This window comes from Polaromonas sp. CG_23.6, assembly GCF_029892315.1.
In the GTDB taxonomy this organism is placed as follows: domain Bacteria; phylum Pseudomonadota; class Gammaproteobacteria; order Burkholderiales; family Burkholderiaceae_C; genus Polaromonas.
Window position 1 is genome coordinate 678,749 of the sequence record NZ_JARXUY010000001.1, and the last position, 21,686, is coordinate 700,434.

A 21,686-nucleotide genomic window follows, 5' to 3' on the forward strand; every position below is an offset into this window, starting at 1 on the left:
TGATACAGTTCCATGCTGCTGCCTGCAGTAAACGCTAACATGCTGGTTTTGCGCCGATATGGCCTGTTTTTCACTTCCCAACAGCCTTGCCCAGCTCCTGTTGCACCCCTCTTCTTACTGAATCCTGAAGGTTTTTTCATGAAAATTCACGAGTACCAAGGCAAGGAAATCTTGCGCAATTTTGGTGTGCCAGTGCCGCGCGGCATTCCGGCGTTCACGGTGCAAGAGGCGGTGGAAGCCGCACAAAAACTCGGCGGCCCGGTGTGGGTGGTCAAGGCGCAGATCCATGCGGGCGGTCGCGGCAAGGGCGGCGGCGTGAAGGTGGCCAAGACGATTGAAGACGTCAAGCGCATCGCTGGCGAAATCCTCGGCATGCAGCTCAAGACGCACCAGACCGGCCCCGAAGGCCAGAAGGTTCGTCGCCTTTACATCGAAGACGGCGCCGACATCCAGAAGGAATACTACGTGTCGCTGGTTACCGATCGCGCCACGCAAAAAGTTGCCTTCATCGCGTCAAGCGAAGGCGGCATGGACATCGAGGAAGTGGCCCATTCCACGCCCGAGAAAATCATCACCGAGTTCATCGACCCCCTGACGGGCCTGGACGAAGCGCAAGCCACGAAGATAGCCAACGCCATTGGGCTGCCGGCAGAGTCCACCGCACAGGCCGTGGACATTTTCCAGAAGCTCTACAAGTGCTACATGGACACCGACGCGTCGCTGGTTGAAATCAACCCGCTGAACCGCAACAGCAAGAACGAGTTGATGGCGCTGGACGCCAAGTTCAACTTTGACCCGAACGCGCTTTTCCGCCACGCGGACATCGTTGCTTACCGCGACCTGGACGAAGAAGACGCGGCTGAAGTCGAAGCCAGCAAGTTTGACCTGGCCTACATCAGCCTGGACGGCAACATCGGTTGCCTGGTCAACGGCGCCGGCCTGGCCATGGCCACCATGGACACCATCAAGCTGTTCGGCGGCGAGCCGGCCAACTTCCTGGACGTCGGCGGCGGCGCGACGGCTGAAAAAGTCACCGAAGCCTTCAAGATCATGCTCAAGAACCCTGAAGTCAAGGGCATCCTGGTCAACATCTTCGGCGGCATCATGAAGTGCGACACCATTGCCGACGGCATCATCGCCGCCTGCAAGGCCGTGAACCTGAGCGTGCCGCTGGTCGTGCGCATGAAGGGCACCAACGAAGACCTGGGCAAGAAAATGCTGGCCGACTCGGGCTTGCCCATCATCGCCGCAGACACCATGGCCGACGCTGCGACCAAAATCGTCGAAGCTGTATCGAAATAATTGTGTGGGACAGACCGCAGACTGCGCAGCAGGCCAGTTCTGTCCCCAACTGAATAGGTAATCCCATGTCTATCTACATCAACAAAAATACCAAAGTCATCACGCAAGGCATTACCGGCAAGACCGGTCAATTCCACACCCGCATGTGCCGCGACTATGCCAACGGACGCGAAGCGTTCGTGGCGGGCGTGAACCCCAAGCGCGCCGGCGAAGACTTCGAAGGCATCCCGATTTTTGCCAACGTGAGCGAAGCGGCCAATGCCACTGGCGCGACCGTGTCGGTCATCTACGTGCCGCCCGCAGGCGCCGCTGCCGCCATCTGGGAAGCCGTCGAAGCCAACCTCGACCTGGCCATCTGCATCACCGAAGGCATTCCGGTCAAGGACATGCTCGAAGTGCGCAACCGCATGAAAGCCAAGGAAGCCGCCGGCGGCAAGCGCACGCTGCTGCTCGGCCCCAACTGCCCCGGCCTGATCACGCCTGACGAGATCAAGATCGGCATCATGCCCGGTCACATCCACCGCGCCGGCCGCATTGGCGTTGTGAGCCGCTCAGGCACGCTGACCTACGAAGCTGTGGCGCAACTGACCGAAATCGGCCTGGGCCAGTCCACGGCTGTCGGCATTGGCGGCGACCCGATCAATGGCCTCAAGCACATCGACGTGATGCGCGCCTTCAATGACGACCCGAACACCGACGCGGTCATCATGATTGGCGAAATCGGCGGCCCGGACGAAGCCGAAGCGGCTGAATGGTGCAAGCTGAACATGAAAAAACCTATCGTCGGCTTCATCGCTGGCGTGACGGCCCCGGCCGGCAAGCGCATGGGCCATGCCGGTGCCTTGATTTCTGGCGGCGCTGACACGGCCGACGCCAAGCTGGCGATCATGGAAGCCTGCGGCTTCACCATCACGCGCAATCCGTCGGAAATGGCGAAGTTGCTCAAAGCCCTGCTGAAATAAGTGCTTCGCTGCCGCAATCCGCGCCTTGAACGTAGCGCGTATTGCGGTTAGCCACAACAGACAGACCGGTTGTCATCACTGACAATCGGTCTTTTTCATTTTTCACGAGGTTTCCATGGAAGAGTTCATGACCGCCAGCTTCTGGCTGGCAGTGGGGCAGATCATCATGATCGACATTTTGCTGGGGGGCGACAATGCTGTGGTGATTGCACTGGCCTGCCGGAACCTGCCGGCCCAGCAGCGCACCAAAGGCATCATCTACGGCACGGCCGGCGCCATCATCCTGCGCGTGATCCTGATTGCCTTTGCGCTGGCGCTGCTGGCCATTCCGTACCTGAAAATCGTCGGCGCCTTGCTGCTGCTGTGGATCGGCGTGAAGCTGCTGGTGCCCGAAGCGGAAGGCGATCACAACATCAGCTCCAGCGACAAGCTCTGGGGCGCCGTCAAGACCGTCATCATTGCCGATCTGGTCATGAGCGTGGACAACGTGCTGGCGATTGCCGGCGCGGCGCAGGGCGCGCACCAGGAGCACCAGTTGGCGCTGGTGATTTTTGGTTTGTTGGTGAGCATTCCCATCATCATCGGTGGCAGCCAGTTGGTGCTCAAGCTGATGGAACGCTTTCCGGTCGTCATCACCCTGGGTGCCATGCTGCTTGGCTGGATTGCGGGTCAGATGGCTTACACCGATCCGGCTCTGGCTCCCTACCTGCCCGAAGGCGCGTACTGGGGCTATGCCGTAGCCGCTGCCGGTGCGCTGCTGGTGCTGGTGCTGGGCAAAGTAATTCAAACTGGTCGAAAGCCGGCTGGCGCGGGCTGAATATTGCGCATTAATTCCTTGTTCCCTGCTTGGGCGTCTGTTAACGTGCAGCCCTGACTGGCGGGACACGGCCGGTTTTTCTCAGGCGACACCGGTTGGATCAATGCATTCGCCGGGGCCAGCCGATTCAACAGAAGTCATGCCCAGCACCCCATGATGTATGAAATCTTTGCGCAAACCGACCAAGGCCGGGTGCGCAAAAACAATGAAGACATGGTGGCCTTCGACCCAAAAACCGGACTCTGCCTGCTCGCAGACGGCATGGGCGGTTACAACGCCGGTGAAGTGGCCAGTGGCATGGCGGTCGCCTTTCTCAGCCAAGCGCTGACTGCCTGGCTGACGCAGGCCGGCAACCGGTCCTCTTCCAGGGAACTGCGCCAGTCCATTGAAACCTTCGTGAACCAGGTCAACCATTCGATTTTCAGCGCTGGCTGGTCCAATCCCGACTATGCCGGCATGGGCACTACGCTGGTGGTGGGCGTTTTTCTGGAAACCCGGTTGATGCTTGGCCATATCGGCGACTCCCGTTGCTACCGGTTGCGCGGCGGGATCCTGCAGCAAATTACCAAAGACCATTCGCTGTTGCAGGAGCAGGTGGACGCAGGACTGCTGACAGCCCAGCAGGCACTGACGTCGCCGCACCGCAACCTCATCACACGAGCCTTGGGCATTGAGAATGCGGTTTGCCTTGAAATCAACGAGCATCGGGTTGAGCCGGACGATCTTTATCTGATGTGTTCTGACGGCCTGTCGGACATGGTGCTGGACCCCGTGATCGAAGCCATCGTGAATGTCCCAGGCACATTGCAGCAAAAAGCAGCAGCGCTGGTCCGTGTAGCGAACGACAGCGGCGGGCGCGACAATATCTCGGTTTTGCTGGTGCATGCCGTAGAAAACGCCTTGCGTCGCAGCCTGCTGTCCAGAATGCTGGGAAAATAGCGCTGTGCTAAAAAAATTCAAAACTCAGAGGAACCGGTAATGCCTAAAATGATTATTTACCTGGACGGCGCGGTCCTCAAGGAAGTCCAGTTGACGAAAGACCGCACGTCACTGGGTCGCCGGCCCTACAACGACATCGTGATAGACAACATGGCTGTGAGTGGAGAACATGCTGTGGTGCAGATGTCGGGTTCTGAAGTTCATGTCGAAGACCTCAACAGCACCAACGGTACCTATGTCAACGGCAAGACCGTCAAGAAGCAGCAACAGCTGCACCACGGCGACACAGTGGAAATTGGCAAGTACAAAATCCAGTATGTTGACGAGGCCAACTTCGGTGAAAGCGCCATCAACGGTGCCATCAAGGTGATATCCGGCCCTGCAGCCGGTCGTGAATTGGCACTGGTCAAGCCCGTAACAACCATAGGCAAAGCCGGCGTGGGCGTTGCCAGCATTTCCAGAACTTCCCAAGGCTTTGTGGTTACCCATGTTGAGGGCAGTAGTCAGCCGATGCTCAATGGCGCGGCTGTAGGCGCGCAGCCCGTGGCGCTCAACCATGGTGACATGATTGAGCTGGCGGGAACGCAGATGCAATTCGTGCAGCAGTGAGAAAAATCGCTGGTTGATGCGGCGTTTGCGTTGTATTGCCAACCTGATTGCTGAAAAATTCCCGCGTCACTGCAGTCCCGGATGAGAAAGCTGCAAGTCAAGCCAAAGGGACAAAAATGGTGCTGCGGCATTCCCATATCTGCAGCCAATGTTGACGACACTGACGCGCGCCCGAAGGCCGAACGACAGTTGCTGTAGCTGGCTTGCCGACTCGGTTGAACCGGGCCGGGGTCAAAGCGCGCTGAAGGAAGTTATCTGTTGCAAGCGACCTGAAGCCACACGGCGAAGGACGTTGAGACCGGTACAGATTGGCTTGATGCCTTACGACACAGCTTGCGAACTTATAAGAAAAGTGCTGCTGGCCCATTGATTCGAAAACTGTTCTGTCTGTTGCGCCAAGTGACAAAAATGTCGCTTATGTTTTATTTTGTGACAAAAAAAGTAATCAAAATGTTTCAGACGTGACAAAAGTCACATTTTTTGATGCAAGAATTAACTTCCAGGACTTGGCACGCAACCTGCAATAGTTGACGGCAAGTCTTTTTCCAACCAAGGAGTTTTCTCATGAAGCGTTCCATGCAAATGGCTCAAAAGGGTTTCACCCTGATCGAATTGATGATCGTTGTGGCGATTATTGGTATTTTGGCGGCTGTGGCTTTGCCGGCTTATCAGGACTACACGGTGCGGGCGAAGGTAAGTGAAGCGGTAATTGCTGGGTCCTCTGTAAAGGGTTTGATGAGCGAAGCTTTTCAGTCGGATGGTGTGACTGGTCTGAATACAACTGCGGTTTCCATTAACACAACCCTTGCAGCTCCTAAGCAATCAAAATATGTCGGTAATTATTGCGTTGGAGCTGCCGCTTTAACTGGGGCTGCTTGTGCTGCTTATGTTCCTGCCGCCACTGGTACATGGCCAATCTTTGTCACCATTAATGCTACGGCAGGCAATGGTATTCCAACCGGATTGTTAAATAACACTTTGGTGTTCTCTCCAAATGTCCTTGGCGTTGCACCGACTTCCGCAGCAGTTGGCGCCATAGATTGGGCTTGTGCTAGCACTACTGTTTTGGCTGCAACAGGTCGTGGTCTTGCAAATAGAGCTGTAGGTACTTTGCCTGCGAAATACGCTCCTTCTGAATGCCGTTAATCCATAGTTAAGCGAAAAATATAGAGCGCTTCGGCGCTTTTTTGCTAAAAAATTGGCAATTAATTATTTTTTTCTAGTTTTTCTTTTATGGTGACCACAACTTTTGCTTTTCGCACTCATACAGCAATGCGGGCAGCCGCTATTCACTTGCTGTGTAGCCTAATTGTGGCGTTGTTTGCCGCAGCCTTGGTGTTTGGATTGTGGTATCCCTATCCATACCGCGAACTGTCAGGTGGACGCGAATTATTTTTGCTGGTGGTGGCGGTAGACGTGGTGTGCGGTCCTTTACTGACAATGGTGATTTTCAACCCTGCCAAGCCTCATGCCGAGCTGTGGCGTGATTTGGGACTGGTTGCGCTGATCCAACTCGGCGCCTTGGGCTACGGTCTGCATACCGTATGGCAGGCGCGGCCGTTGTTTCTGGTGCAGGAAGTTGATCGCTTCAAAGTCATAGCGGGACCAGTGCTGGACGAGGCTGCAGCTGCTGCGTTACCTGCGGCTTTGCAGCCCCATTGGTGGAAAATGCCGATGACGGTGACCATCCGCGAACCAAACGATACCCAAGAACGCAACAAAGTCATGTTCGACTCCATCCAGGGCGGTCGCGACTACGCCGAGCGCCCCGAGTTCTATATCCCCTACGAAGGCGAAGCAGCCCTCAAGTCCCTGAAACGCGCCAAGCCTCTGCCGATGTTTCTGGAAAAGTACCCCGACCAGCAAGACGCCGCCCGCAAGCTGGCGCTTGAAAAAGGCGTTGACCTGAAAGAGTGGTTTTACTTGCCGGTCGTTGCCCGCCAGGACTGGGTCGCCGTGCTTGACAAGCAGGGCCAGATCCAGGGGTTCCTGCGCGGTGACGGGTTTTAAGGGCGATAGTTTTTTAGAACGGTTTGGGCTTTCCGCAAGTACGAACGGGGCAGCACAGCTTTTTCATCAAGAACCGATGAACCCGCTAGAAAATTGGAGAATCCGTTTTTCTCATTGAATTGACCACGTACCATCCAGTTTTTACTCAAAGCCAATCCGGTTCCTTATCTGTTGTCACGCTTGAAAAACCAGTCTCTGCGGGATTGCATCCTGGCCGCATTCCTGCTCCTGCCCTGGCTCAGCCCCTACACCGCCGGCCCCACACCCAATGTCTGGCCGTGGCTGCTGTCGGCGCTGTGCGCGGTTTGTGTGTGCCTGCTCCGGCGTCGGCTTGATCCAGAATTGGTAACACTGGCCTGGGTGCTGGCTGCCGTCATCAGCGCGCTGATGGGGCTGGTGCAGTATTTCGGCCTGGCACCGGCACTGAGCCCCTGGATCAACCAGCCGCAGGCGGGCGAAGCCTATGCCAACCTGCGCCAGCGTAACCAGTTTGCCACCCTGACAAGCATGGGCCTGGCCGCGCTGATCGGCTGGCTGGCGCTGCGGGCAACCTCTGCAGGACGGCTCAAAACGCCGGCTTGGCTGATGCCGTGGTGGGCTTATCTGATCGCTTTGTTGCTGGCTTTGGGCAATGCCGCCAGCAGTTCGCGCACGGGTTTGCTGCAATGGGGGCTGATTGCCTTGTTCACCGCTTGGTGGGCGCTGCCGGCGCGCAGGCACCTGCTGGTATTTGTCATGCAGGCTTTGCTGGTTTATGGACTCGCCGTGTTTGCGCTGCCGTGGTTGCTGCAATGGGCAACCGGCCTGCAAAGCGGCGGATTGTTTGGCCGCCTGGCGGGGGAAATACCGGCCTGCTCCAGCCGAAAAATTCTCTGGTCCAACGTGCTGACGCTGATCGCTCAAAAACCCTGGCTGGGCTGGAGTTGGGGCGAACTGGACTATGCGCATTTCATCACCTTGTACGACGGTCCGCGCTTTTGCGAAATCCTGGACAACGCGCACAACCTGCCGCTTCACTTGGCGGTGGAACTGGGCATTCCGGCGGCGGTGGCGATTTTCGGTGTGCTGGGGTGGCTGACGTGGCGCGCCCGGCCGTGGCACGAGAAAAATCCGCTGCGCCAGATGGCCTGGACCGTGCTGGCCGTCATCGGCTTGCACAGTTTGCTGGAATATCCGCTTTGGTACGGCCCGTTCCAGATGGCTGCCGGGCTGGCGGTCTGGTTGCTGTGCGTACCGCGCGAGAAAAAGCTGGCCGTGAGCCAGGAATCTTCTTCAGAATTTAAGAAAAACAACGGTTTTGCGCAATATCTGTATGCCTTTGTAGCTACTATTATGATAGTTGCTCTGGCCGGAGTGGCGGTCAGCTACTACCGGGTCAGCCAGATTTACCTGCCGCCCGACAAGCGCAGTGCTGCCTACCGCGAGGGTACGCTGGCCAAGGTGCAGGACAACCGGTTGTTTCGTGACCAGGCGCGCTTTGCCTACCTGAGCATCACGCCGCTCACGCAGGGGAACGCCGTTGCCCAGCATGCCATGGCGATTGAACTGCTGCACTATTCGCCAGAGCCGCGTGTGATTGAAAAAGTGATTGAAAGTGCGGTGATGCTGGGGCGTGATGACGAGGCCTTGTATTTCCTGGCGCGCTATCGGGCGGCTTTCCCCAAAGAGCATGCGCGCTGGGTCGAGATGAACGCAGCGCCGCTGCCCGGCGCACAGGGCCGGCCCCTGGCCGTTTTGATACGGGATTCCGCTTTATAACTGCCGATACATTCCGGCACGCGGGGCATGGTTTGAAGCTGCTTGCGGGCGCAGGAAATAGCAACAACAGCGAGCAGCACGACATACCCGGCCCACTCGAAAGCATGTAAATCCTGGCGTGGCAGAAAGGGCAAATTCTGCATCAAAGTGTGACTTCTACACTTCCTGACGCCATGGCCGCGCTATGGTTGGGGCATGACTATCGATAAGCGTCAGGGGGCAGTTTTTGCGTCAGGGGTGTTGTTGGGCGCGGCAGCGGTTGCCGGAGCCTTGAAAAAACGCGGTCCTGTTTCATCACAAGCGCCTGAAGCCCTGCAAACAAGTGTTTCCTTGCCTGAGCCAGCGTCGGGCAACCTGGAAACAAGCGCTCCGCATGCCTTGTTTACAGCTAAGCCACAGAGGGAGAACCTATCTTCGCTGCAGGCATCGGCAAGTGAAACCGCAAGGCGCTCAACAAAAGCGCGGGTTGCCCCGCCGCATCCTTTGCCTGGGCTGTCGAAAACGGCCGTTTCGCCGCCGCACAGCGATCCGCCAACAGGGAGGCAGCTCAAGGTTTTCATTTCGGGCAGTGTGCTGGCCGCTGCGGCCATCGCCGCTGCATGGGTGTTGCTGGACCCGTTGGGGTTACCCATTGCTGGTCAGCAGGTAACAAAGGCGTCCGTTTCGGGCCCGCAGGCTTCGGGACATGTCGCCAGTTGTCCGCTGGCGCCGGCAACAGCGGTGGCGGGCAGCCAGGACGGACGTTTTCCTTTCCAGCCTGACGCGCCTGGCCTGACGGCGACCGACATGGCGTCGTTCATCGTGATGGGCAAGGATGCTGCTGCGTCCAGCCGTCCGCGTGACGCCGAGGTGGCTTTCTTGATGTCGTGCCGCGTGGCCGACAAGCTCAAGGGCGCAGATTCGGTTGAGTCGGCCGATGGCAAATACCTGCTGGGCGCGCACTATGCCCAGCTCGCGCGGGGTGCTGGTTCCGCGCAGGATGCCCACCGGCCAGAATTGCTCCAGCGCGCGGAATTTCTTTACACGGACAGTTTGCGTATCTATTCCACTGCCTACGGCCAGGCCGATGAGCGCTCGCGGTCTGCGGCCGACGGGCTGGCGGCGGTGCGGCAAACGCTGGCAAAGTCGCAAGTGCTGCCAGCAGCGCCGCTCGCGCAGGCGCCTGAGAAAGCGCATCAATACTCGGCGCTGGCCAGTCTGGGGCCGGCCCGCGCTTCGGTGTCTTCCCCGGTGTCCGTGGCGAACCCGCCGGTCCGCAAGGTCGAGGTTGCCAAAGCGGCTCTGCCCTCCTCCGAAGCACCGCAGGATGAACGCCCGGGAATGCGTTCGGACGCCAGTTTTGATTGCAGCAGGGCGCGTTCAGCACTTGAAAAGATGATTTGCTCGGACGCCGAGCTTTTTCAGATCAACCATGACGTCGGCCGGGTGTACGCACGCGCCAAAAATGCCACCGCTGACCGCGCAGCATTTCGCCGCCAGAATGATGTCGAAGTGCGCCGGCGCGAGACGATTTGCCGGGATCGCGGCTGTCTGCAACGCTGGTACGCCTACCGGCGCGACCAGCTGCTGAACGAAATCGAAGGGCGCACGCCGTCGCTGCCGATGGCCTGGCGCCAAGGCAAATCGCCATGAACGTGTTTGCTGCGCAGTCAGTGAGGTCGATGGCGTCGAAAGATCAACAACAAAAGGGAGGACGAGATGAATAAACTGATGACCGTGGCGGGACTGGCGGCCTTTTTTCTGTCGGGCTGTGCAGCGCCCGGCTTTTCTGCTTCCAATGCAGGGTCCACGGCGGCCCCGGCTCCCACCAACCTGTCGCTCGAAGGTCAGTCGCGGGTGATTCGCTCCAAGATTGTCGCGCTCAAGAAAGAGGTCATGGTGTTTGAGGTGATGCTGACCGATGTGGAGCGCAGGGCGGCCATGTCCCAGATTTCCCTGTCGAGTTTTCCCAACACCGAAGTCGTTCAGGGCGCCAGCGTGGCAGCTGAACCGGTGCCTGCCCGCAGCGCTGCCGACCGGCTGTCTGTCACCGTCAGGCCGGCGCCTGCTTCTGCCTCTCCGTCTCCGTCCAGACCGGTTGAAAACAGCTACGGCAAAGTGCCGTAAAAATAGGAACGAAGAAAGCGTTTCAGCCATTCGATCGGCTAATGCTGGAAAGAGGTCGGACTCTCGGGGCCGTTCAGAAAACGCAGCGCTGGCTGGGGATGGACTGTCTGTAATTTATCTTGTCAGGCCTGGCAGGCCATGGCCTTTAACCGCCTACAAAGCTGCCCGACTTGCCGCCATGCTTTTCAAGCAGCTTCACGTCGGTGATCGTCATGCCCCGGTCTGCCGCCTTGCACATGTCGTAAATCGTCAGCAGGGCGATGTTGACGGCGGTCAGGGCTTCCATCTCGACGCCGGTAGGGCCGACGGTTTCTACAGTGGCGGTGCAGGTCACGCTGCCGGTGCCGCCGTCTGCCGGAGACGTCACAAATTCAAGCGCCACGCGGGTCAGCGCCAGCGGATGGCACAGCGGAATCAGGTCGCTGGTTTTCTTGGCGGCCATGATGCCGGCGATGCGGGCAATGCCCAGCACATCGCCTTTTTTAGCGGAGCCGGACACGATCAGCGCCAGCGTGGCGGGCTTCATGTCGATGCGGCCCTGCGCGACGGCGATGCGGTGCGTGGACGCTTTGGCGGCGACATCGACCATGTGGGCCTGGCCTTGGGCGTCGAAATGGGTGAGGGGGGAAGTGGGCGTCGTCATGCTGATACAGAACCTTTACAACTATGCCGCATCATAAGAGGCTTGCCGGCGTCTTTTTTCTGGCCCCAAAGGTGACTGCCCTTGACTTCATTGACCTGTCCCGAAATTTTTAAGCAAAAACGTGCTTTTGCGCACGTCCAGCATGCGTTGGCAGCTATGGTCCTGATAGCGTTTGGCACGGCTTCGCTGGCCCAGGGGCCAAGCGCTGGAGCCTTGTTGCCGGCGCCCGGCGCCCGTTCGCTGCCGACGCTGGGCGACAACTCGGATCTGTCACCGGCGGCCGAACGCCGCATTGGCGACCGCATCGCGGCCAGCATCTACCGCGACCCCGACCTGATCGAAGACCCGGTGCTGGCCGATTACCTGCAGGGCATCTGGCAGCCGCTGATGACGGCGGCGCGTGCGCGCGGCGAACTGTCGGCTGAGCTGGAGGAGCGTTTTGCCTGGGAATTGTTCATGTTCCGCGACCGGAGCATCAACGCCTTTGCATTGCCCGGCGGCTATTTTGGCGTGCATCTGGGCCTGATCAGCAGCGTCAGCAGTGCCGATGAGCTGGCCGCCGTGCTGGGGCACGAGATGAGCCATGTCACGCAGCGCCATATCGCGCGCCTGATGACGCAGCAGTCGCGCCAGGCGCCGTGGATGCTGGCCGCCATGGTGCTCGGCGCGCTGGCGGCCAGCCGTCATCCTGATGCCGGTACGGCCGCAATCGTTGGCGGGCAGGCGCTCATGGCGCAGGGCCAGTTGAATTTTTCACGCGACATGGAGCGCGAGGCCGACCGCGTCGGCTTTAGCGTCATGACCGATGCCGGCTTTGCCAGCCGGGGCATCTCGGGCATGTTTGAAAAACTGCAACAGGCCAACCGGCTCAACGACAACGGCTCGTTTCCTTATTTGCGCTCGCACCCGCTGACCACCGAGCGGATTGCCGAGGCGCAGGCCCGCGTTCAACTGGCGGCCGCAGCGTCCGCGCCGTCAGCCGCGCAGCAGGCGGCGGCCGAACGTACGCAGCGCCTGCACGCGATGATGGCCGTACGCGCCCGCATTCTGGCGGTTCCCGGTGTGGATGTGCTGCGCACCCTGGTGACTGAGGCGCAGCGCAGGGCGGCCGTCTTGCCCGCGTCGGCGCCGGTGGCTGCTGCCCGCGATGCCGGCACGTTCTACGGCGGCGCCTTTGCCGCAGCGCAACTGCGTGATTTCGCAGCGGCGCGCAGCTTGCTTGACCGGCTTTCCAGCCTGGCCGCCGCCCCGGACCCGGCGGGCAAGGCGGTGCAACTGCTGGCCGTCGAGCTGGACCTGCTGGAAGGCAAGGTGCCGGCTGCGGCCGCCACGGCAGATATCAGCAAGGCCGGCTCGCGGGCGGAACTGCTGCTGATGTCGAAGGCACTGATGGCGGCACAACGCGCGCCGGACGTGTCGCAAGCGCTGCAGACCTGGGTGGCCGTGCATCCGCGCGATGCGGGCGCCTGGCAGATGCTGGCGGTCGCCTACGGCCAGCAGAACCTGACGGTGCGCGCCATCCGGGCCGACGCCGAAAGCCGCGCCGCCCAGCTTGACTACGGCGCCGCGCTGGACCGCTTCAAGGCGGCGCAGGGGCTGATACGCAGCCAGCCGGGCCGTGCCGATTACGTCGAGGCTTCGATCATTGACACCCGGACGCGGCAGGCCGAGTCAATCCTTAAGGAACAGGCGCTCCAGGAGAAAATCGACCGCTAGCTGCAGCACCGAATAAATCAGCGACCCCAGCAGCGCCGCGCCGAAGCTGTTGACATTCAGGCCGCTGACCAGGCTGGCGGCGGCCCAGAACATCAGGGCGTTGATGACAAACAGGAACAAGCCGAGCGTTAGCACCGTCACCGGCAGCGTGAGCAGCACCAGCAGCGGGCGGACCACCATGTTCAGCGCACCGAGTACGGCTGCGGCGACCAGCGCGCCGGTGAAGCTGGTCACCGTCACGCCGGAATACAGGTAGGCCACTGCCAGCAGGGCGGCGGCGCTCAAAAGCCATTTGAGGATGAGTTTCATGGCTTGAAGGATAGCACCTGGTGCATACCGTGACAGGTTGACGGGCGGGGGCAGAAATCCGCAGAGACCATGTGGAATTTGTAAAACAACGATACTTTTCGACACCTGAAAGGGGAGTAGCGACCTTGCGGCCTGTCGGCCGCAAGCGCTTGTGTTTCGTCAATACGTTGCCCGTCAAAACGGCAGCCGGAGCACATAAAAGAGCCAGGCAGCTCTTTCCCGCAAGACCTTTTGGGACGCTTTGTGCGTCTTCCATTTTTCAAAAAGGTCTTGTCATGCAAACCATTGCGCCCCTGTGGCTGTGGGCCGCCTTCATCGGCATTGTTCTCGTGTCCCTGTTCGTTGATTTTGTCGTGCTGAAAAAGCAGGGCGCCCATGACATTGGCGTGAAAGAAGCGCTCAAGTGGTCGCTGGTCTGGGTGGCCCTGAGTTTCATGTTCAACGGCCTGTTCTGGTGGGCGGTGAGGGACAGCACCGGCTCCACCGAGATCGCCAACACCAAATCGCTTGAATTTTTGACCGGCTACCTGATCGAGAAATCACTGGCGGTGGACAACATCTTTGTCTTCCTGATGATCTTCACCTACTTCGCGGTGCCGTCGCATTACCAGAAGCGGGTGCTGATGATCGGCATCATTGGCGCCATCGTCCTGCGCACCGTCATGATTCTGGTCGGCGGATGGCTGCTGGCGGAGTTCCACTGGATTTTGTACGTGTTCGGCGCCTTCCTGATCCTCACCGGCATCAAGATGTGGTGGGCTGCCGGCAAGGAGCCGGCGCTGGACGACAACCCGGCGCTCAAGCTGCTGCGCCGCATTTTGCCGGTCAGCCAGCATTACGACGGCGAGAAGTTCTGGACCGTCGAGAACGGCAAGAAAATCGCCACGCCGCTGTTCATGGTGATCTGCCTGGTGGCGCTGACCGACGTGATTTTCGCGGTGGACTCGATTCCGGCGATTTTCGCCATCACCAGCGACCCGTTCATTGTGCTGACCAGCAACGTCTTTGCCATTCTGGGCCTGCGCGCCATGTACTTTTTGCTGGCCGCCGTGGCCAACAAGTTCCATTTGCTGAACTACGGCCTGGCGGTGATCCTGGTGTTCATCGGCGCCAAGATGTGCCTGATCGACGTCTACAAGATCCCGGTGATGGCGTCGCTGGGTGTGGTGGTGGGCGTTCTGGCGCTGACGATGCTGCTCAGCCTGCGTTCGGCACCGGCCGACGTGCCGCGCGGTTAACTTCGTCAGAGAAGCCCCAGCCGGCAGGGCAAAGGAGCGTGTCCGGGCCGGGATGGCTATGATGCGTTTCCCATGCCCGGCATCCACATCATCGACCTTGAAGCCGCCATCAATTACTGGCGCCACCGCAATCCCTCGGCCGACGGCGTCAGCCTGGCGCCCGAGGTGCGCGCCCTGGCCGGCATTTATGCGCGCATGGCGCTGGCGCATCACAACACTGCCGACGAGGCGGATTTTTCAGAAGAGGCGCTGAACGCCTGGCATGCCTGGTACGACACCACCGCCGACACGCCGTGCATCGCCATCTGTTCCACCAGCCAGGGTGACGAAGAATGCAAGGGCTGCGGCCGCACCTTTGGGGAAGTGCAGCACTGGCTGTCGATGAGCCCGGTTGAAAAACGCATCACCTGGCAGCGCATCACCCAGCAGGCGACAGCCTGGCGCTTTGGCCGCTATGCCGATCGGGCGCTGGAGAAAAAGTAGCCTGATCTTGGCTTGCTTTTCAAGCAAAAAAGGCTTTTTCCGCAAAACCAGCGTGTGCTTTTAGCTATCAATTCAGGAGTTTCTGGATTCCGGCGTTACACTGATCGCATGCTTCGCCTGACCCATGCCCCCAACATTGCCATCGCCGCGCTGTGGACCGACGCGCTGCAGCAGGCCGGCTTTTCGGCCAGCGTGCAGCGCTATTTTTTGGGCAGCGTGGCGGGCGAGTTGCCGCCCGACCAATGCCAGCCGGAAATCTGGCTGACCCACGACCATGAAGAGGCAGGCGCCCGCACTTTGCTCGACGCGCTGCAGAACATGCCGCAGCGACGCTGGCTGTGCACCTGCGGAGAAACGGTCGAGGGCGGTTTCGAGCAATGCTGGCAATGCGGCGCCGCCATGCCGATAGACCTGGCCTGAACGCCGCGCTGGGTCAGTCCCAGCAAAGTTCAGCCCCTTTGCAGCGCAGTACGCGAAGCGAACGACCGTGGGGGCCACATCCCCCACCAGCAGGGGCCGCGGGACTGGCTTTGCCAGACCGCAGGCGCAGCGGCCCCCTCGGGGGGCAGGGAGTTACGCGAAGCGAACGACCGTGGGGGCCACATCCCCCCACCAGCAGGGGCCGCGGGACTGGCTTTGCCAGACCGCAGGCGCAGCGGCCCCCTCGGGGGGCAGGGAGTTACGCGAAGCGAACGACCGTGGGGGCCACATCCCCCCACCAGCCGGGGCCGCGGGACTGGCTTTGCCAGACCGCAGGCGCAGCGGCCCCCTCGGGGGGCAGGGAGTTACGCGAAGCGAACGACCGTGGGGGCTTTGTTTTCAGACTCGCCGGGCCAGTTCGGCCGCCATGCCGACATAGCTGCCCGGCGTCATCACCAGCAGGCGCTCTTTTTCGGCCTCGGGAATGTCCAGTGAGCGGATCAGGCCGTGCAGGTCTTCCGGCTTGACGGTTTTGCCGCGCGTGACTTCCTTGAGCTTTTCGTAGGCGCCTTGCACGCCGTAGCGGCGCATCACCGTCTGGATCGGCTCGGCCAGCACTTCCCAGGCGCCATCCAGGTCGTCGGCCAGGTTTTCCTCGTTCAGTTCCAGCTTGTTCAGGCCGACGCACAGCGAGTTGTAGGCCAGCACCGTATAGCCCAGCGCCACGCCCATGTTGCGCAGCACGGTCGAGTCGGTCAGGTCGCGCTGCCAGCGGCTGATGGGCAGTTTTTCGCTCATGTGGCGCAACAGCGCGTTGGCCAGGCCCAGGTTGCCCTCGGCATTTTCAAAGTCGATCGGGTTGACCTTGTGCGGCATGGTCGATGAGCCGATTTCGCCTTCCTTCAGGCGCTGCTTGAAGTAGCCGACGCTGACGTAACCCCAGATGTCGCGTGCCAGGTCGATCAGGATGGTGTTGGTGCGGGCGACCGCGTCGAACAGTTCCGCCATGTAGTCGTGCGGCTCGATCTGGATGCTGTAGGGCTGGAAGGTCAGGCCCAGGCCCAGCGGCTCGGGCGTTTCGATCACGTGGCGGCTGAAGGCTTCCCAGTCGAAGTCGGGCCAGGCGGCCAAATGGGCGTTGTAGTTGCCCACGGCGCCATTCATCTTGGCCATCAGCTTGATGCCGGCAATTTTTTCGCGGGTATTGACCAGGCGCACGACGACGTTGGCCAGCTCCTTGCCGACGGTGGTCGGGCTGGCGGTCTGGCCGTGGGTGCGGCTGAGCATTGGCACGTCGGCATGCGCATGGGCCATCTGGCGCAGCTTGTCGATGACCTTGTCCAGCGCCGGCAACACCACCTGTTCGCGGCTGCTTTTCAATTGCAGCGCCTGGCTGGTGTTGTTGATGTCTTCGCTGGTGCAGGCAAAGTGGACGAATTCGCTGGCGGACTGCAGTTCAGGCCGGGCTTCGAACTTGGACTTGATCCAGTATTCGACGGCTTTGACGTCATGGTTGGTGGTTTTTTCAATCACCTTGATGGCCATTGCGTCGGCTTCGCTGAAGTTTTTCACCAGGCCGAGCAGGTAGGTGCGCGCACCGGGGCTCAGGGGTTTGAATTCGGCAAATTTGGCGTCGGACAGCGCGATGAACCAGGCAATTTCCACCTGGACCCGGCGGTGCATATAGCCTTGCTCGGACATCAGGGGGCGTAAGGTAGCAAGTTTGGCGACGTATCGGCCGTCCAGCGGCGACAGTGCATTGATGGGTGAAAAGCTCATGCGGGCGATTGTAGGCCGCACGGGTAACGATACCGGTCCCGTTGCGTTGCCGCAGAATTTGATGTCGGCACGTCGCTGCACTACAGCGCGCGCCCTGAATCGATAGAATGCTGGTTTCCCACGGCACGACAAGAACACAGCACATGATGAAACTCATCGGATCCGCCACCAGCCCCTATGTCCGCAAGGTGCGCATTGTCATGGCCGAGAAAAAGCTCGATTACCAGTTTGTGGTCGAAGACGTCTGGTCAGCAACCACCGCCATGAGCCTGTCCAACCCATTGGGCAAAGTGCCGTGCCTGATCATGGAGGCCGGCGAGGCCATATTCGATTCGCGCGTGATTGTCGAATACCTGGACACGCTGTCGCCAGTGGGCAAGCTCATTCCCCCGCAAGGCCGCGAACGCGCCGAAGTCAAGACCTGGGAAGCGCTGGCCGATGGCGTCATGGACGCTGCGCTGCTGGCCCGGCTGGAAGCGACCTGGTCAGGCCGCAGTGACGGGCAGCGCAGCGACGCCTGGATTGCGCGGCAAATGGGGAAAATCGACACGGCGCTGCATGCCATGGACAAGGGCCTGGGTGACAAGGCTTACTGCAGCGGCGTTCATTTCAGCCTGTCGGATGTGGCGGTGGGTTCGGTGCTGGGCTACCTGAATTTTCGTTTCCCCGAAGTGCAGTGGCGCGACACCCGTCCCCAACTCGCCAGGCTGTATGACAAGCTGGCATTGCGGCCGAGTTTCGTGGAAACGCAGGCCGGCTGAATTGCCTGGGCCTACTGCCGCGCGCGTTCTTTCAGCCAGCGCATCAGCCGCCCGACCAGCGGCAGCTTTTCGTACAGTTCCTCGGCCGCATCCCAGTAGTCGCGGTGAAAATCGAGCAGCCCGGCAGCGTTGAACTTCAGGTGCGAGCCGCCGCGCACGGTCTGCAGCGTTTGGGTGTCAAAGCGCTTGAAGTGGAAAATGAAATTCCAGGTCAGGAAGCATTCACCGCCGTCAACGATGCAGCCGGTCACCACGAAATGCGGTTGCTCCAGTGACGCGTACATGTGGTCAAACACCTGGCGGATGGCAGGCAAGCCGCGCACCTCGTTGAACGGGTCCTTGAAATACGCCTCGGGCGCGTACAGCGCATCCAGCCGCTCCAGGCTGGCCGGACTCAGGCTTTCGAAAAAATCGACGACGCGTGCGGCGGCTTCGCGCATGGGCGGGGTGTTTTGTTGTGCTGAGTCCGTGGTCATGGCCTGGCGCTTCAAAGCGAAGTGATCTTGCGAACGGCGGCAAACCGCGCGCCGTAGGGCAGCAGGCGCAGGGCCTTCATCCAGCGGGTGAAGCGCTTGGGAAAGTGGATTTCAAACGCGCCCTTGCGCCAGCCCTTCAGGATTTCCTGCGCCGCCTGTTCGGGCGTGATCAGCGCGGGCATGCTGAACTGGTTTTGTGCCGTCAGCGGCGTTTCGACAAAACCCGGACACACCAGGCTGACACCAATGCCGCTGTCCTTCAGGTCCAGGTACAGCGTTTCGGCCAGGTTGATCAGCGCCGCCTTGGTCGGCCCGTAGGCCAGGCTCTGGGGCAGGCCGGTGTAGCCCGCCACGCTGCTGATCAAACTGATGTGGCCGGACTGTTGCGCCAGCAGCGCCGGCAGCACCGCCTCCAGCAGATACAGCGCGCCGCAGTAGTTCACCTCGTTGTGCCTGAGCATCTCGGTCAGGTCAAAAGCGCTGGCACGCAGCTCTTTGTAGTAGCCGGCGCAATACATCACCAGATCGAGCGGGCCGGTGGCCAGCAGGGTTTTCGCTGCGTCCTTCAGGGCCAGCGGGTCGGTGACATCGAGCGCCAGCGCCACGGCGCCTGGATGGCTTTGCACAAAGTCTGCCAGCGCATCGGCATTGCGCGCTGAAACGAACACTTTTGCGCCCGCCGCATGCAAGGCATGCGCCGTGGCCTGGCCGATGCCGCTGGACGCGCCGACCAGCCAGACGGTTTTGCCGCGCCAGTCGGCAAGCTGAGGATTGAAGGACATCGTGCTGAGTTTTCTATTTGTTATGAATTTAATAGCGGCCTACGCCCGTCATGCATGCGCAAACGGCCTGTTTGATGTATTTTTACCGCTTGACGAACGACAGCGTGACCTCGCCCAGCCCAAAACCGAACTTGCTCATCTTGGCCTTGTTCAGCATCACCTTGTCGTTCATCAGGTACATCCAGTCGTCAAACTGCACTTCGATAATGCGGCCATCGACCGGCAGCTTCAGGGTGTAGCCCCAGCGGAAGGCATTGCCTTTTTCCTGACCTGCGGCTTCGCCCACCACGTCGCCGGCCGTGCCGGTGTAACGCCCGTCAGGCTGGCGCTTGAGCGTCCACACGCGGCGGTCCTTGGTGCCGTCGGAATAGGTGAAGTTTTCATCCAGCACGCCGGTCTCCGCGCCGGGCGGGCCGCTCCAGCTGCAGACCATGACGACGGTGAAGCGCTTGACGACCTTGCCCGAGCGGTCGGTGAACAACCCGTAGGCGTCCAGCGTGCCGTTGAAGTACTGGCGCATGTCGAGCACCGGCTGCTCGGCGGCGTAGTCGGCGACTTGCGGGCCGGCGCAACCCGCCAGCAGCGTCAGCGACAGCAGGAGCGCCGGCAAGGCACCCTTGAAAAGCCGGGGGGATTGGGAAATGAAGGTCATGCGGGGACGCTTTCAGAAGGATGGATCAGGAAAAACCAGGCACTGGCCGCCGCCAGCAGTTTCAAGATGCAGGGCAGCACGCAATAGGCTACCACCAGCGCATCCAGTGCGGCGGCGTCGCGGCTGCCGGGCGCATAGCCAAAGGCCCCGAGCAGCGGCAGTGCCAGCCCGGCGGCCAGCGCCAGATTGAGCTTGGTGGCGAAATTCCACCAGCCAAAGTAAGCGCCTTCGGCTTGCCCGGACTGGCCATCGGCCTGGATCACGCCGGCCAGCAGCGCGCCTGGCAGCGCCAGGTCGGTGCCCAGCGCCACGCCAGACAGCGCGCAAACCAGCGCAAAGGCCACGGTCTGGCCGGCGCCCAGCTGCGTGGCCCAGGCAAACACGGCAATCGCCAGCGCCATGCCGACCAGCCAGGTGCGCGCCAGCCCCAGCCGCTTGACGACCATCAGCCAGAGCGGAATCGACAGCGCCGCCGCCAGAAAATAGCTGCCCAAAAACAGGGGCTCCATGCTGGCCGGCGCCTGCAGCCGGTCCTGGATGAAAAACAGCACCAGCGTGGCCGGCACCGCGCTGGCAATGCCGTTGAGCATGAACACCGCCAGCAACTGGCGAAAGGCGCGCGAGCGCCAAGGCAGCCAGAGTGCGCCTACCGCTGGCGCCTGGCCTGAGACCCGCACTGCTGGCACGGGTGCCCGGTGCCAGGCCAGCCAGCCGGCCAGCAGTGCTACAAAAAAAAGAGCTGTGGTCGCAGGCAGGCCCAGCGCTACCGGCGTAATGGATGCCAAGACCACACCGACCAGGCCAAGTCCTTCGCGCCAGGCAACAATGCGGCTGCGCTGCGCCTCGTTGCCGCCCAGCATCGCGCCCCAGGACTGGTGCGACACGCTGAGCGCGCTGTAGGCCGCATAGGTCAGCACCAGGCTGGCGGCGGCCCAGGCGGCCAGTGCGAAGGGCGAATCCTGCACCGCCTGCAGCGGAAAAAACAGCAGGGTAAAGCCCAGCGCCAGCGCCACCGCCGCAAGCGCGCCCAAGCGCAGCACCGATGCGGCAGAGCGCGCAAACAGCCGGTCGCTGAGCCGGCCCAGCAGCGGGTCGATCAGCGCATCGAACAGCCGGGCGCCGAGCAAAATCGCGCCCAGCAGCGCCAGCGGCATGCCGAATTCGCGTGCATAGTGATTGGGCAAGATAACGTAGAGCGGCAGCGCCACGAACGCCAGCGGCAGGCCCAGCAGGCCATAGGCCAGGCCGTTGCGGGCAGAAAAAGTCTCGGGCTTGGCCTCAACCTCAGACGGCGCAGAAGGCGTAGGCTGCGAAGCCGCCGCTTCGGTCATTCGGCGCTGCCTGCCAGCAGGGCTTCGCGCATCCGGGGATCGGAGGTGTCGGGCGACAGCCAGATGCCGAAGAACCTTTGGGCAAAGTCGGCGTCAAGCACTTCGCCGCTGGCCCGGCCATTCACCCAGAAGGCCATGCCCAGCCCGGGCCGGTGCACGGCCGTGATGCGGTCGCCCTTGCGCACGTCTGGAATCACCCGCAGCAGCTCGGCCGTCCACCGCGCGGCTTGTGCGTCGCTGACGGGCTGGCTGCGGCGCATTTCCTTCAGTGAACGTTCGGCAATCTCGAAGGCCTGGAAATTTCGCAGGTAGTTCAGTTCCAGCGCCAGCGCCGATGCGGCAAAGCTGGCAGCGCTGAAAGGGGCTGACGCCCACAGGCGGGCGTCATAGATGTCGAAGCCCCAGACCGTCAGCCGCGCCTGTCCGATGAGCCTGGCCCGGGGCAGGACGCTCAGTTCCGGCCGCGAGGGGGTGGTGCCGGCGGGGCTGGCAATCCGCTGCGGCGCAGCGGGCGGTACAGGCGATTGCGCCAGCGCAGCGCCGGCCCACAGCAATGCGGCCAGACCGACGGGCAGCGCGTGCTTCATGGCCGG

Annotated in this window: 24 protein-coding genes; 15 read left to right on the forward strand and 9 right to left on the reverse strand. The window is 61.0% G+C overall.

All coding sequences use genetic code 11. The features are described 5' to 3' along the window. Positions 1–138 precede the first annotated feature (138 nt). Positions 139–1,302 carry an ADP-forming succinate--CoA ligase subunit beta gene (gene sucC / locus H4V98_RS03260; RefSeq protein WP_196864527.1) on the forward strand — a complete coding sequence of 388 codons (1,164 nt, stop codon included), beginning with the start codon at positions 139–141 and terminating at the stop codon, positions 1,300–1,302. A 65-nt stretch (positions 1,303–1,367) separates the two neighbouring features. Further along, positions 1,368–2,264 (forward strand): succinate--CoA ligase subunit alpha, encoded by an 897-nt coding sequence (gene sucD, locus H4V98_RS03265; protein ID WP_196864526.1) that lies wholly within the window; start codon positions 1,368–1,370, stop codon positions 2,262–2,264. Here sucD and H4V98_RS03270 read toward each other — a convergent pair. Then, on the reverse strand, positions 2,245–2,370 hold the full coding sequence (locus tag H4V98_RS03270; RefSeq protein WP_255532202.1) for a hypothetical protein: 126 nt from the start codon (positions 2,368–2,370) through the stop codon (positions 2,245–2,247). The genes sucD and H4V98_RS03270 overlap by 20 nt on opposite strands. Before the next feature lie 9 nt (positions 2,371–2,379). On the opposite strand from H4V98_RS03270, the gene H4V98_RS03275 reads away from it, so the two are divergent. From H4V98_RS03275 to H4V98_RS03310, 8 genes are all read left to right on the forward strand, one after another. Beyond that, positions 2,380–3,081: a TerC family protein gene (locus H4V98_RS03275; protein ID WP_196864525.1), complete on the forward strand. Its 702-nt coding sequence runs from the start codon at positions 2,380–2,382 to the stop codon at positions 3,079–3,081. A gap of 153 nt (positions 3,082–3,234) precedes the next feature. Then, positions 3,235–4,020, forward strand: a complete 786-nt coding sequence (locus tag H4V98_RS03280; RefSeq protein ID WP_196864524.1) for a Stp1/IreP family PP2C-type Ser/Thr phosphatase — start codon at positions 3,235–3,237, stop codon at positions 4,018–4,020. A 39-nt stretch (positions 4,021–4,059) separates the two neighbouring features. Further along, positions 4,060–4,629 carry an FHA domain-containing protein gene (locus tag H4V98_RS03285; RefSeq protein ID WP_196864523.1) on the forward strand — a complete coding sequence of 190 codons (570 nt, stop codon included), beginning with the start codon at positions 4,060–4,062 and terminating at the stop codon, positions 4,627–4,629. Between the two features lie 564 nt (positions 4,630–5,193). Next, entirely contained in the window at positions 5,194–5,775 is a 582-nt protein-coding gene (locus tag H4V98_RS03290; RefSeq protein ID WP_196864522.1) for a prepilin-type N-terminal cleavage/methylation domain-containing protein, read from the forward strand. 126 nt (positions 5,776–5,901) lie between these two features. Beyond that, positions 5,902–6,639, forward strand: coding sequence for a TfpX/TfpZ family type IV pilin accessory protein (gene tfpZ / locus H4V98_RS03295; RefSeq protein ID WP_231374850.1), 738 nt, complete (start codon positions 5,902–5,904; stop codon positions 6,637–6,639). Positions 6,640–6,819: 180 nt separating this feature from the next. Then, positions 6,820–8,397 carry a Wzy polymerase domain-containing protein gene (locus H4V98_RS03300; protein ID WP_231374851.1) on the forward strand — a complete coding sequence of 526 codons (1,578 nt, stop codon included), beginning with the start codon at positions 6,820–6,822 and terminating at the stop codon, positions 8,395–8,397. A 483-nt stretch (positions 8,398–8,880) separates the two neighbouring features. After that, positions 8,881–10,029, forward strand: coding sequence for a hypothetical protein (locus H4V98_RS03305; RefSeq protein WP_196864520.1), 1,149 nt, complete (start codon positions 8,881–8,883; stop codon positions 10,027–10,029). A 66-nt stretch (positions 10,030–10,095) separates the two neighbouring features. Then, complete coding sequence (locus tag H4V98_RS03310; RefSeq protein WP_196864519.1) at positions 10,096–10,503, forward strand: hypothetical protein; 408 nt, start codon at positions 10,096–10,098, stop codon at positions 10,501–10,503. 145 nt (positions 10,504–10,648) lie between these two features. Here H4V98_RS03310 and moaC read toward each other — a convergent pair whose 3' ends face one another. Continuing rightward, on the reverse strand, positions 10,649–11,146 hold the full coding sequence (gene moaC / locus H4V98_RS03315) for a cyclic pyranopterin monophosphate synthase MoaC (protein WP_196864518.1): 498 nt from the start codon (positions 11,144–11,146) through the stop codon (positions 10,649–10,651). A 156-nt stretch (positions 11,147–11,302) separates the two neighbouring features. Here moaC and H4V98_RS03320 point away from each other — a divergent pair, with 156 nt between their 5' ends. Beyond that, positions 11,303–12,862, forward strand: a complete 1,560-nt coding sequence (locus tag H4V98_RS03320) for a M48 family metalloprotease (protein ID WP_196864517.1) — start codon at positions 11,303–11,305, stop codon at positions 12,860–12,862. Here the strand turns inward: H4V98_RS03320 and H4V98_RS03325 are convergent. Further along, complete coding sequence (locus tag H4V98_RS03325) at positions 12,818–13,171, reverse strand: phage holin family protein (protein WP_196864516.1); 354 nt, start codon at positions 13,169–13,171, stop codon at positions 12,818–12,820. The genes H4V98_RS03320 and H4V98_RS03325 overlap by 45 nt on opposite strands. Before the next feature lie 275 nt (positions 13,172–13,446). Here H4V98_RS03325 and H4V98_RS03330 point away from each other — a divergent pair, with 275 nt between their 5' ends. From H4V98_RS03330 to H4V98_RS03340, 3 genes are all read left to right on the forward strand, one after another. Beyond that, positions 13,447–14,409 (forward strand): TerC family protein, encoded by a 963-nt coding sequence (locus H4V98_RS03330; protein WP_196864515.1) that lies wholly within the window; start codon positions 13,447–13,449, stop codon positions 14,407–14,409. Positions 14,410–14,481: 72 nt separating this feature from the next. After that, complete coding sequence (locus H4V98_RS03335; protein WP_196864514.1) at positions 14,482–14,892, forward strand: DUF3717 domain-containing protein; 411 nt, start codon at positions 14,482–14,484, stop codon at positions 14,890–14,892. A 108-nt stretch (positions 14,893–15,000) separates the two neighbouring features. Beyond that, positions 15,001–15,312 carry a DUF2007 domain-containing protein gene (locus tag H4V98_RS03340; protein WP_196864513.1) on the forward strand — a complete coding sequence of 104 codons (312 nt, stop codon included), beginning with the start codon at positions 15,001–15,003 and terminating at the stop codon, positions 15,310–15,312. A 399-nt stretch (positions 15,313–15,711) separates the two neighbouring features. Here H4V98_RS03340 and purB read toward each other — a convergent pair whose 3' ends face one another. Further along, entirely contained in the window at positions 15,712–17,091 is a 1,380-nt protein-coding gene (gene purB / locus H4V98_RS03345; protein ID WP_196864512.1) for an adenylosuccinate lyase, read from the reverse strand. 146 nt (positions 17,092–17,237) lie between these two features. Here purB and H4V98_RS03350 point away from each other — a divergent pair, with 146 nt between their 5' ends. Then, a complete protein-coding gene (locus tag H4V98_RS03350; protein ID WP_196864545.1) occupies positions 17,238–17,852 on the forward strand; it encodes a glutathione S-transferase N-terminal domain-containing protein in 615 nt (204 codons plus the stop codon). 11 nt (positions 17,853–17,863) lie between these two features. Here the strand turns inward: H4V98_RS03350 and H4V98_RS03355 are convergent, their stop codons facing one another. From H4V98_RS03355 to H4V98_RS03375, 5 genes are all read right to left on the reverse strand, one after another. Next, entirely contained in the window at positions 17,864–18,328 is a 465-nt protein-coding gene (locus H4V98_RS03355) for a nuclear transport factor 2 family protein (protein WP_231374852.1), read from the reverse strand. Positions 18,329–18,339: 11 nt separating this feature from the next. Beyond that, entirely contained in the window at positions 18,340–19,110 is a 771-nt protein-coding gene (locus H4V98_RS03360; RefSeq protein WP_196864511.1) for an SDR family NAD(P)-dependent oxidoreductase, read from the reverse strand. A gap of 82 nt (positions 19,111–19,192) precedes the next feature. Further along, positions 19,193–19,762: a DUF3833 domain-containing protein gene (locus tag H4V98_RS03365; RefSeq protein ID WP_196864510.1), complete on the reverse strand. Its 570-nt coding sequence runs from the start codon at positions 19,760–19,762 to the stop codon at positions 19,193–19,195. Next, positions 19,759–21,093 (reverse strand): MFS transporter, encoded by a 1,335-nt coding sequence (locus H4V98_RS03370; protein ID WP_196864509.1) that lies wholly within the window; start codon positions 21,091–21,093, stop codon positions 19,759–19,761. Before H4V98_RS03370 ends, H4V98_RS03365 begins: the two co-directional genes overlap by 4 nt. After that, entirely contained in the window at positions 21,090–21,680 is a 591-nt protein-coding gene (locus H4V98_RS03375) for a chalcone isomerase family protein (RefSeq protein WP_196864508.1), read from the reverse strand. Before H4V98_RS03375 ends, H4V98_RS03370 begins: the two co-directional genes overlap by 4 nt. Between the last annotated feature and the right edge of the window lie 6 nt (positions 21,681–21,686).

Coding starts and splice junctions, on each gene's coding strand:
- sucC (WP_196864527.1), top strand. CDS start 139: ATGAAAATTCACGAGTACCAAGGCAAGGAAATCTTGCGCAATTTTGGT.
- sucD (WP_196864526.1), top strand. CDS start 1,368: ATGTCTATCTACATCAACAAAAATACCAAAGTCATCACGCAAGGCATT.
- H4V98_RS03275 (WP_196864525.1), top strand. CDS start 2,380: ATGGAAGAGTTCATGACCGCCAGCTTCTGGCTGGCAGTGGGGCAGATC.
- H4V98_RS03280 (WP_196864524.1), top strand. CDS start 3,235: ATGATGTATGAAATCTTTGCGCAAACCGACCAAGGCCGGGTGCGCAAA.
- H4V98_RS03285 (WP_196864523.1), top strand. CDS start 4,060: ATGCCTAAAATGATTATTTACCTGGACGGCGCGGTCCTCAAGGAAGTC.
- H4V98_RS03290 (WP_196864522.1), top strand. CDS start 5,194: ATGAAGCGTTCCATGCAAATGGCTCAAAAGGGTTTCACCCTGATCGAA.
- tfpZ (WP_231374850.1), top strand. CDS start 5,902: ATGCGGGCAGCCGCTATTCACTTGCTGTGTAGCCTAATTGTGGCGTTG.
- H4V98_RS03310 (WP_196864519.1), top strand. CDS start 10,096: ATGAATAAACTGATGACCGTGGCGGGACTGGCGGCCTTTTTTCTGTCG.
- moaC (WP_196864518.1), bottom strand. CDS start 11,146: ATGACGACGCCCACTTCCCCCCTCACCCATTTCGACGCCCAAGGCCAG.
- H4V98_RS03320 (WP_196864517.1), top strand. CDS start 11,303: ATGGTCCTGATAGCGTTTGGCACGGCTTCGCTGGCCCAGGGGCCAAGC.
- H4V98_RS03325 (WP_196864516.1), bottom strand. CDS start 13,171: ATGAAACTCATCCTCAAATGGCTTTTGAGCGCCGCCGCCCTGCTGGCA.
- H4V98_RS03330 (WP_196864515.1), top strand. CDS start 13,447: ATGCAAACCATTGCGCCCCTGTGGCTGTGGGCCGCCTTCATCGGCATT.
- H4V98_RS03335 (WP_196864514.1), top strand. CDS start 14,482: ATGCCCGGCATCCACATCATCGACCTTGAAGCCGCCATCAATTACTGG.
- H4V98_RS03340 (WP_196864513.1), top strand. CDS start 15,001: ATGCTTCGCCTGACCCATGCCCCCAACATTGCCATCGCCGCGCTGTGG.
- purB (WP_196864512.1), bottom strand. CDS start 17,091: ATGAGCTTTTCACCCATCAATGCACTGTCGCCGCTGGACGGCCGATAC.
- H4V98_RS03350 (WP_196864545.1), top strand. CDS start 17,238: ATGAAACTCATCGGATCCGCCACCAGCCCCTATGTCCGCAAGGTGCGC.
- H4V98_RS03355 (WP_231374852.1), bottom strand. CDS start 18,328: ATGACCACGGACTCAGCACAACAAAACACCCCGCCCATGCGCGAAGCC.
- H4V98_RS03360 (WP_196864511.1), bottom strand. CDS start 19,110: ATGTCCTTCAATCCTCAGCTTGCCGACTGGCGCGGCAAAACCGTCTGG.
- H4V98_RS03365 (WP_196864510.1), bottom strand. CDS start 19,762: ATGACCTTCATTTCCCAATCCCCCCGGCTTTTCAAGGGTGCCTTGCCG.
- H4V98_RS03370 (WP_196864509.1), bottom strand. CDS start 21,093: ATGACCGAAGCGGCGGCTTCGCAGCCTACGCCTTCTGCGCCGTCTGAG.
- H4V98_RS03375 (WP_196864508.1), bottom strand. CDS start 21,680: ATGAAGCACGCGCTGCCCGTCGGTCTGGCCGCATTGCTGTGGGCCGGC.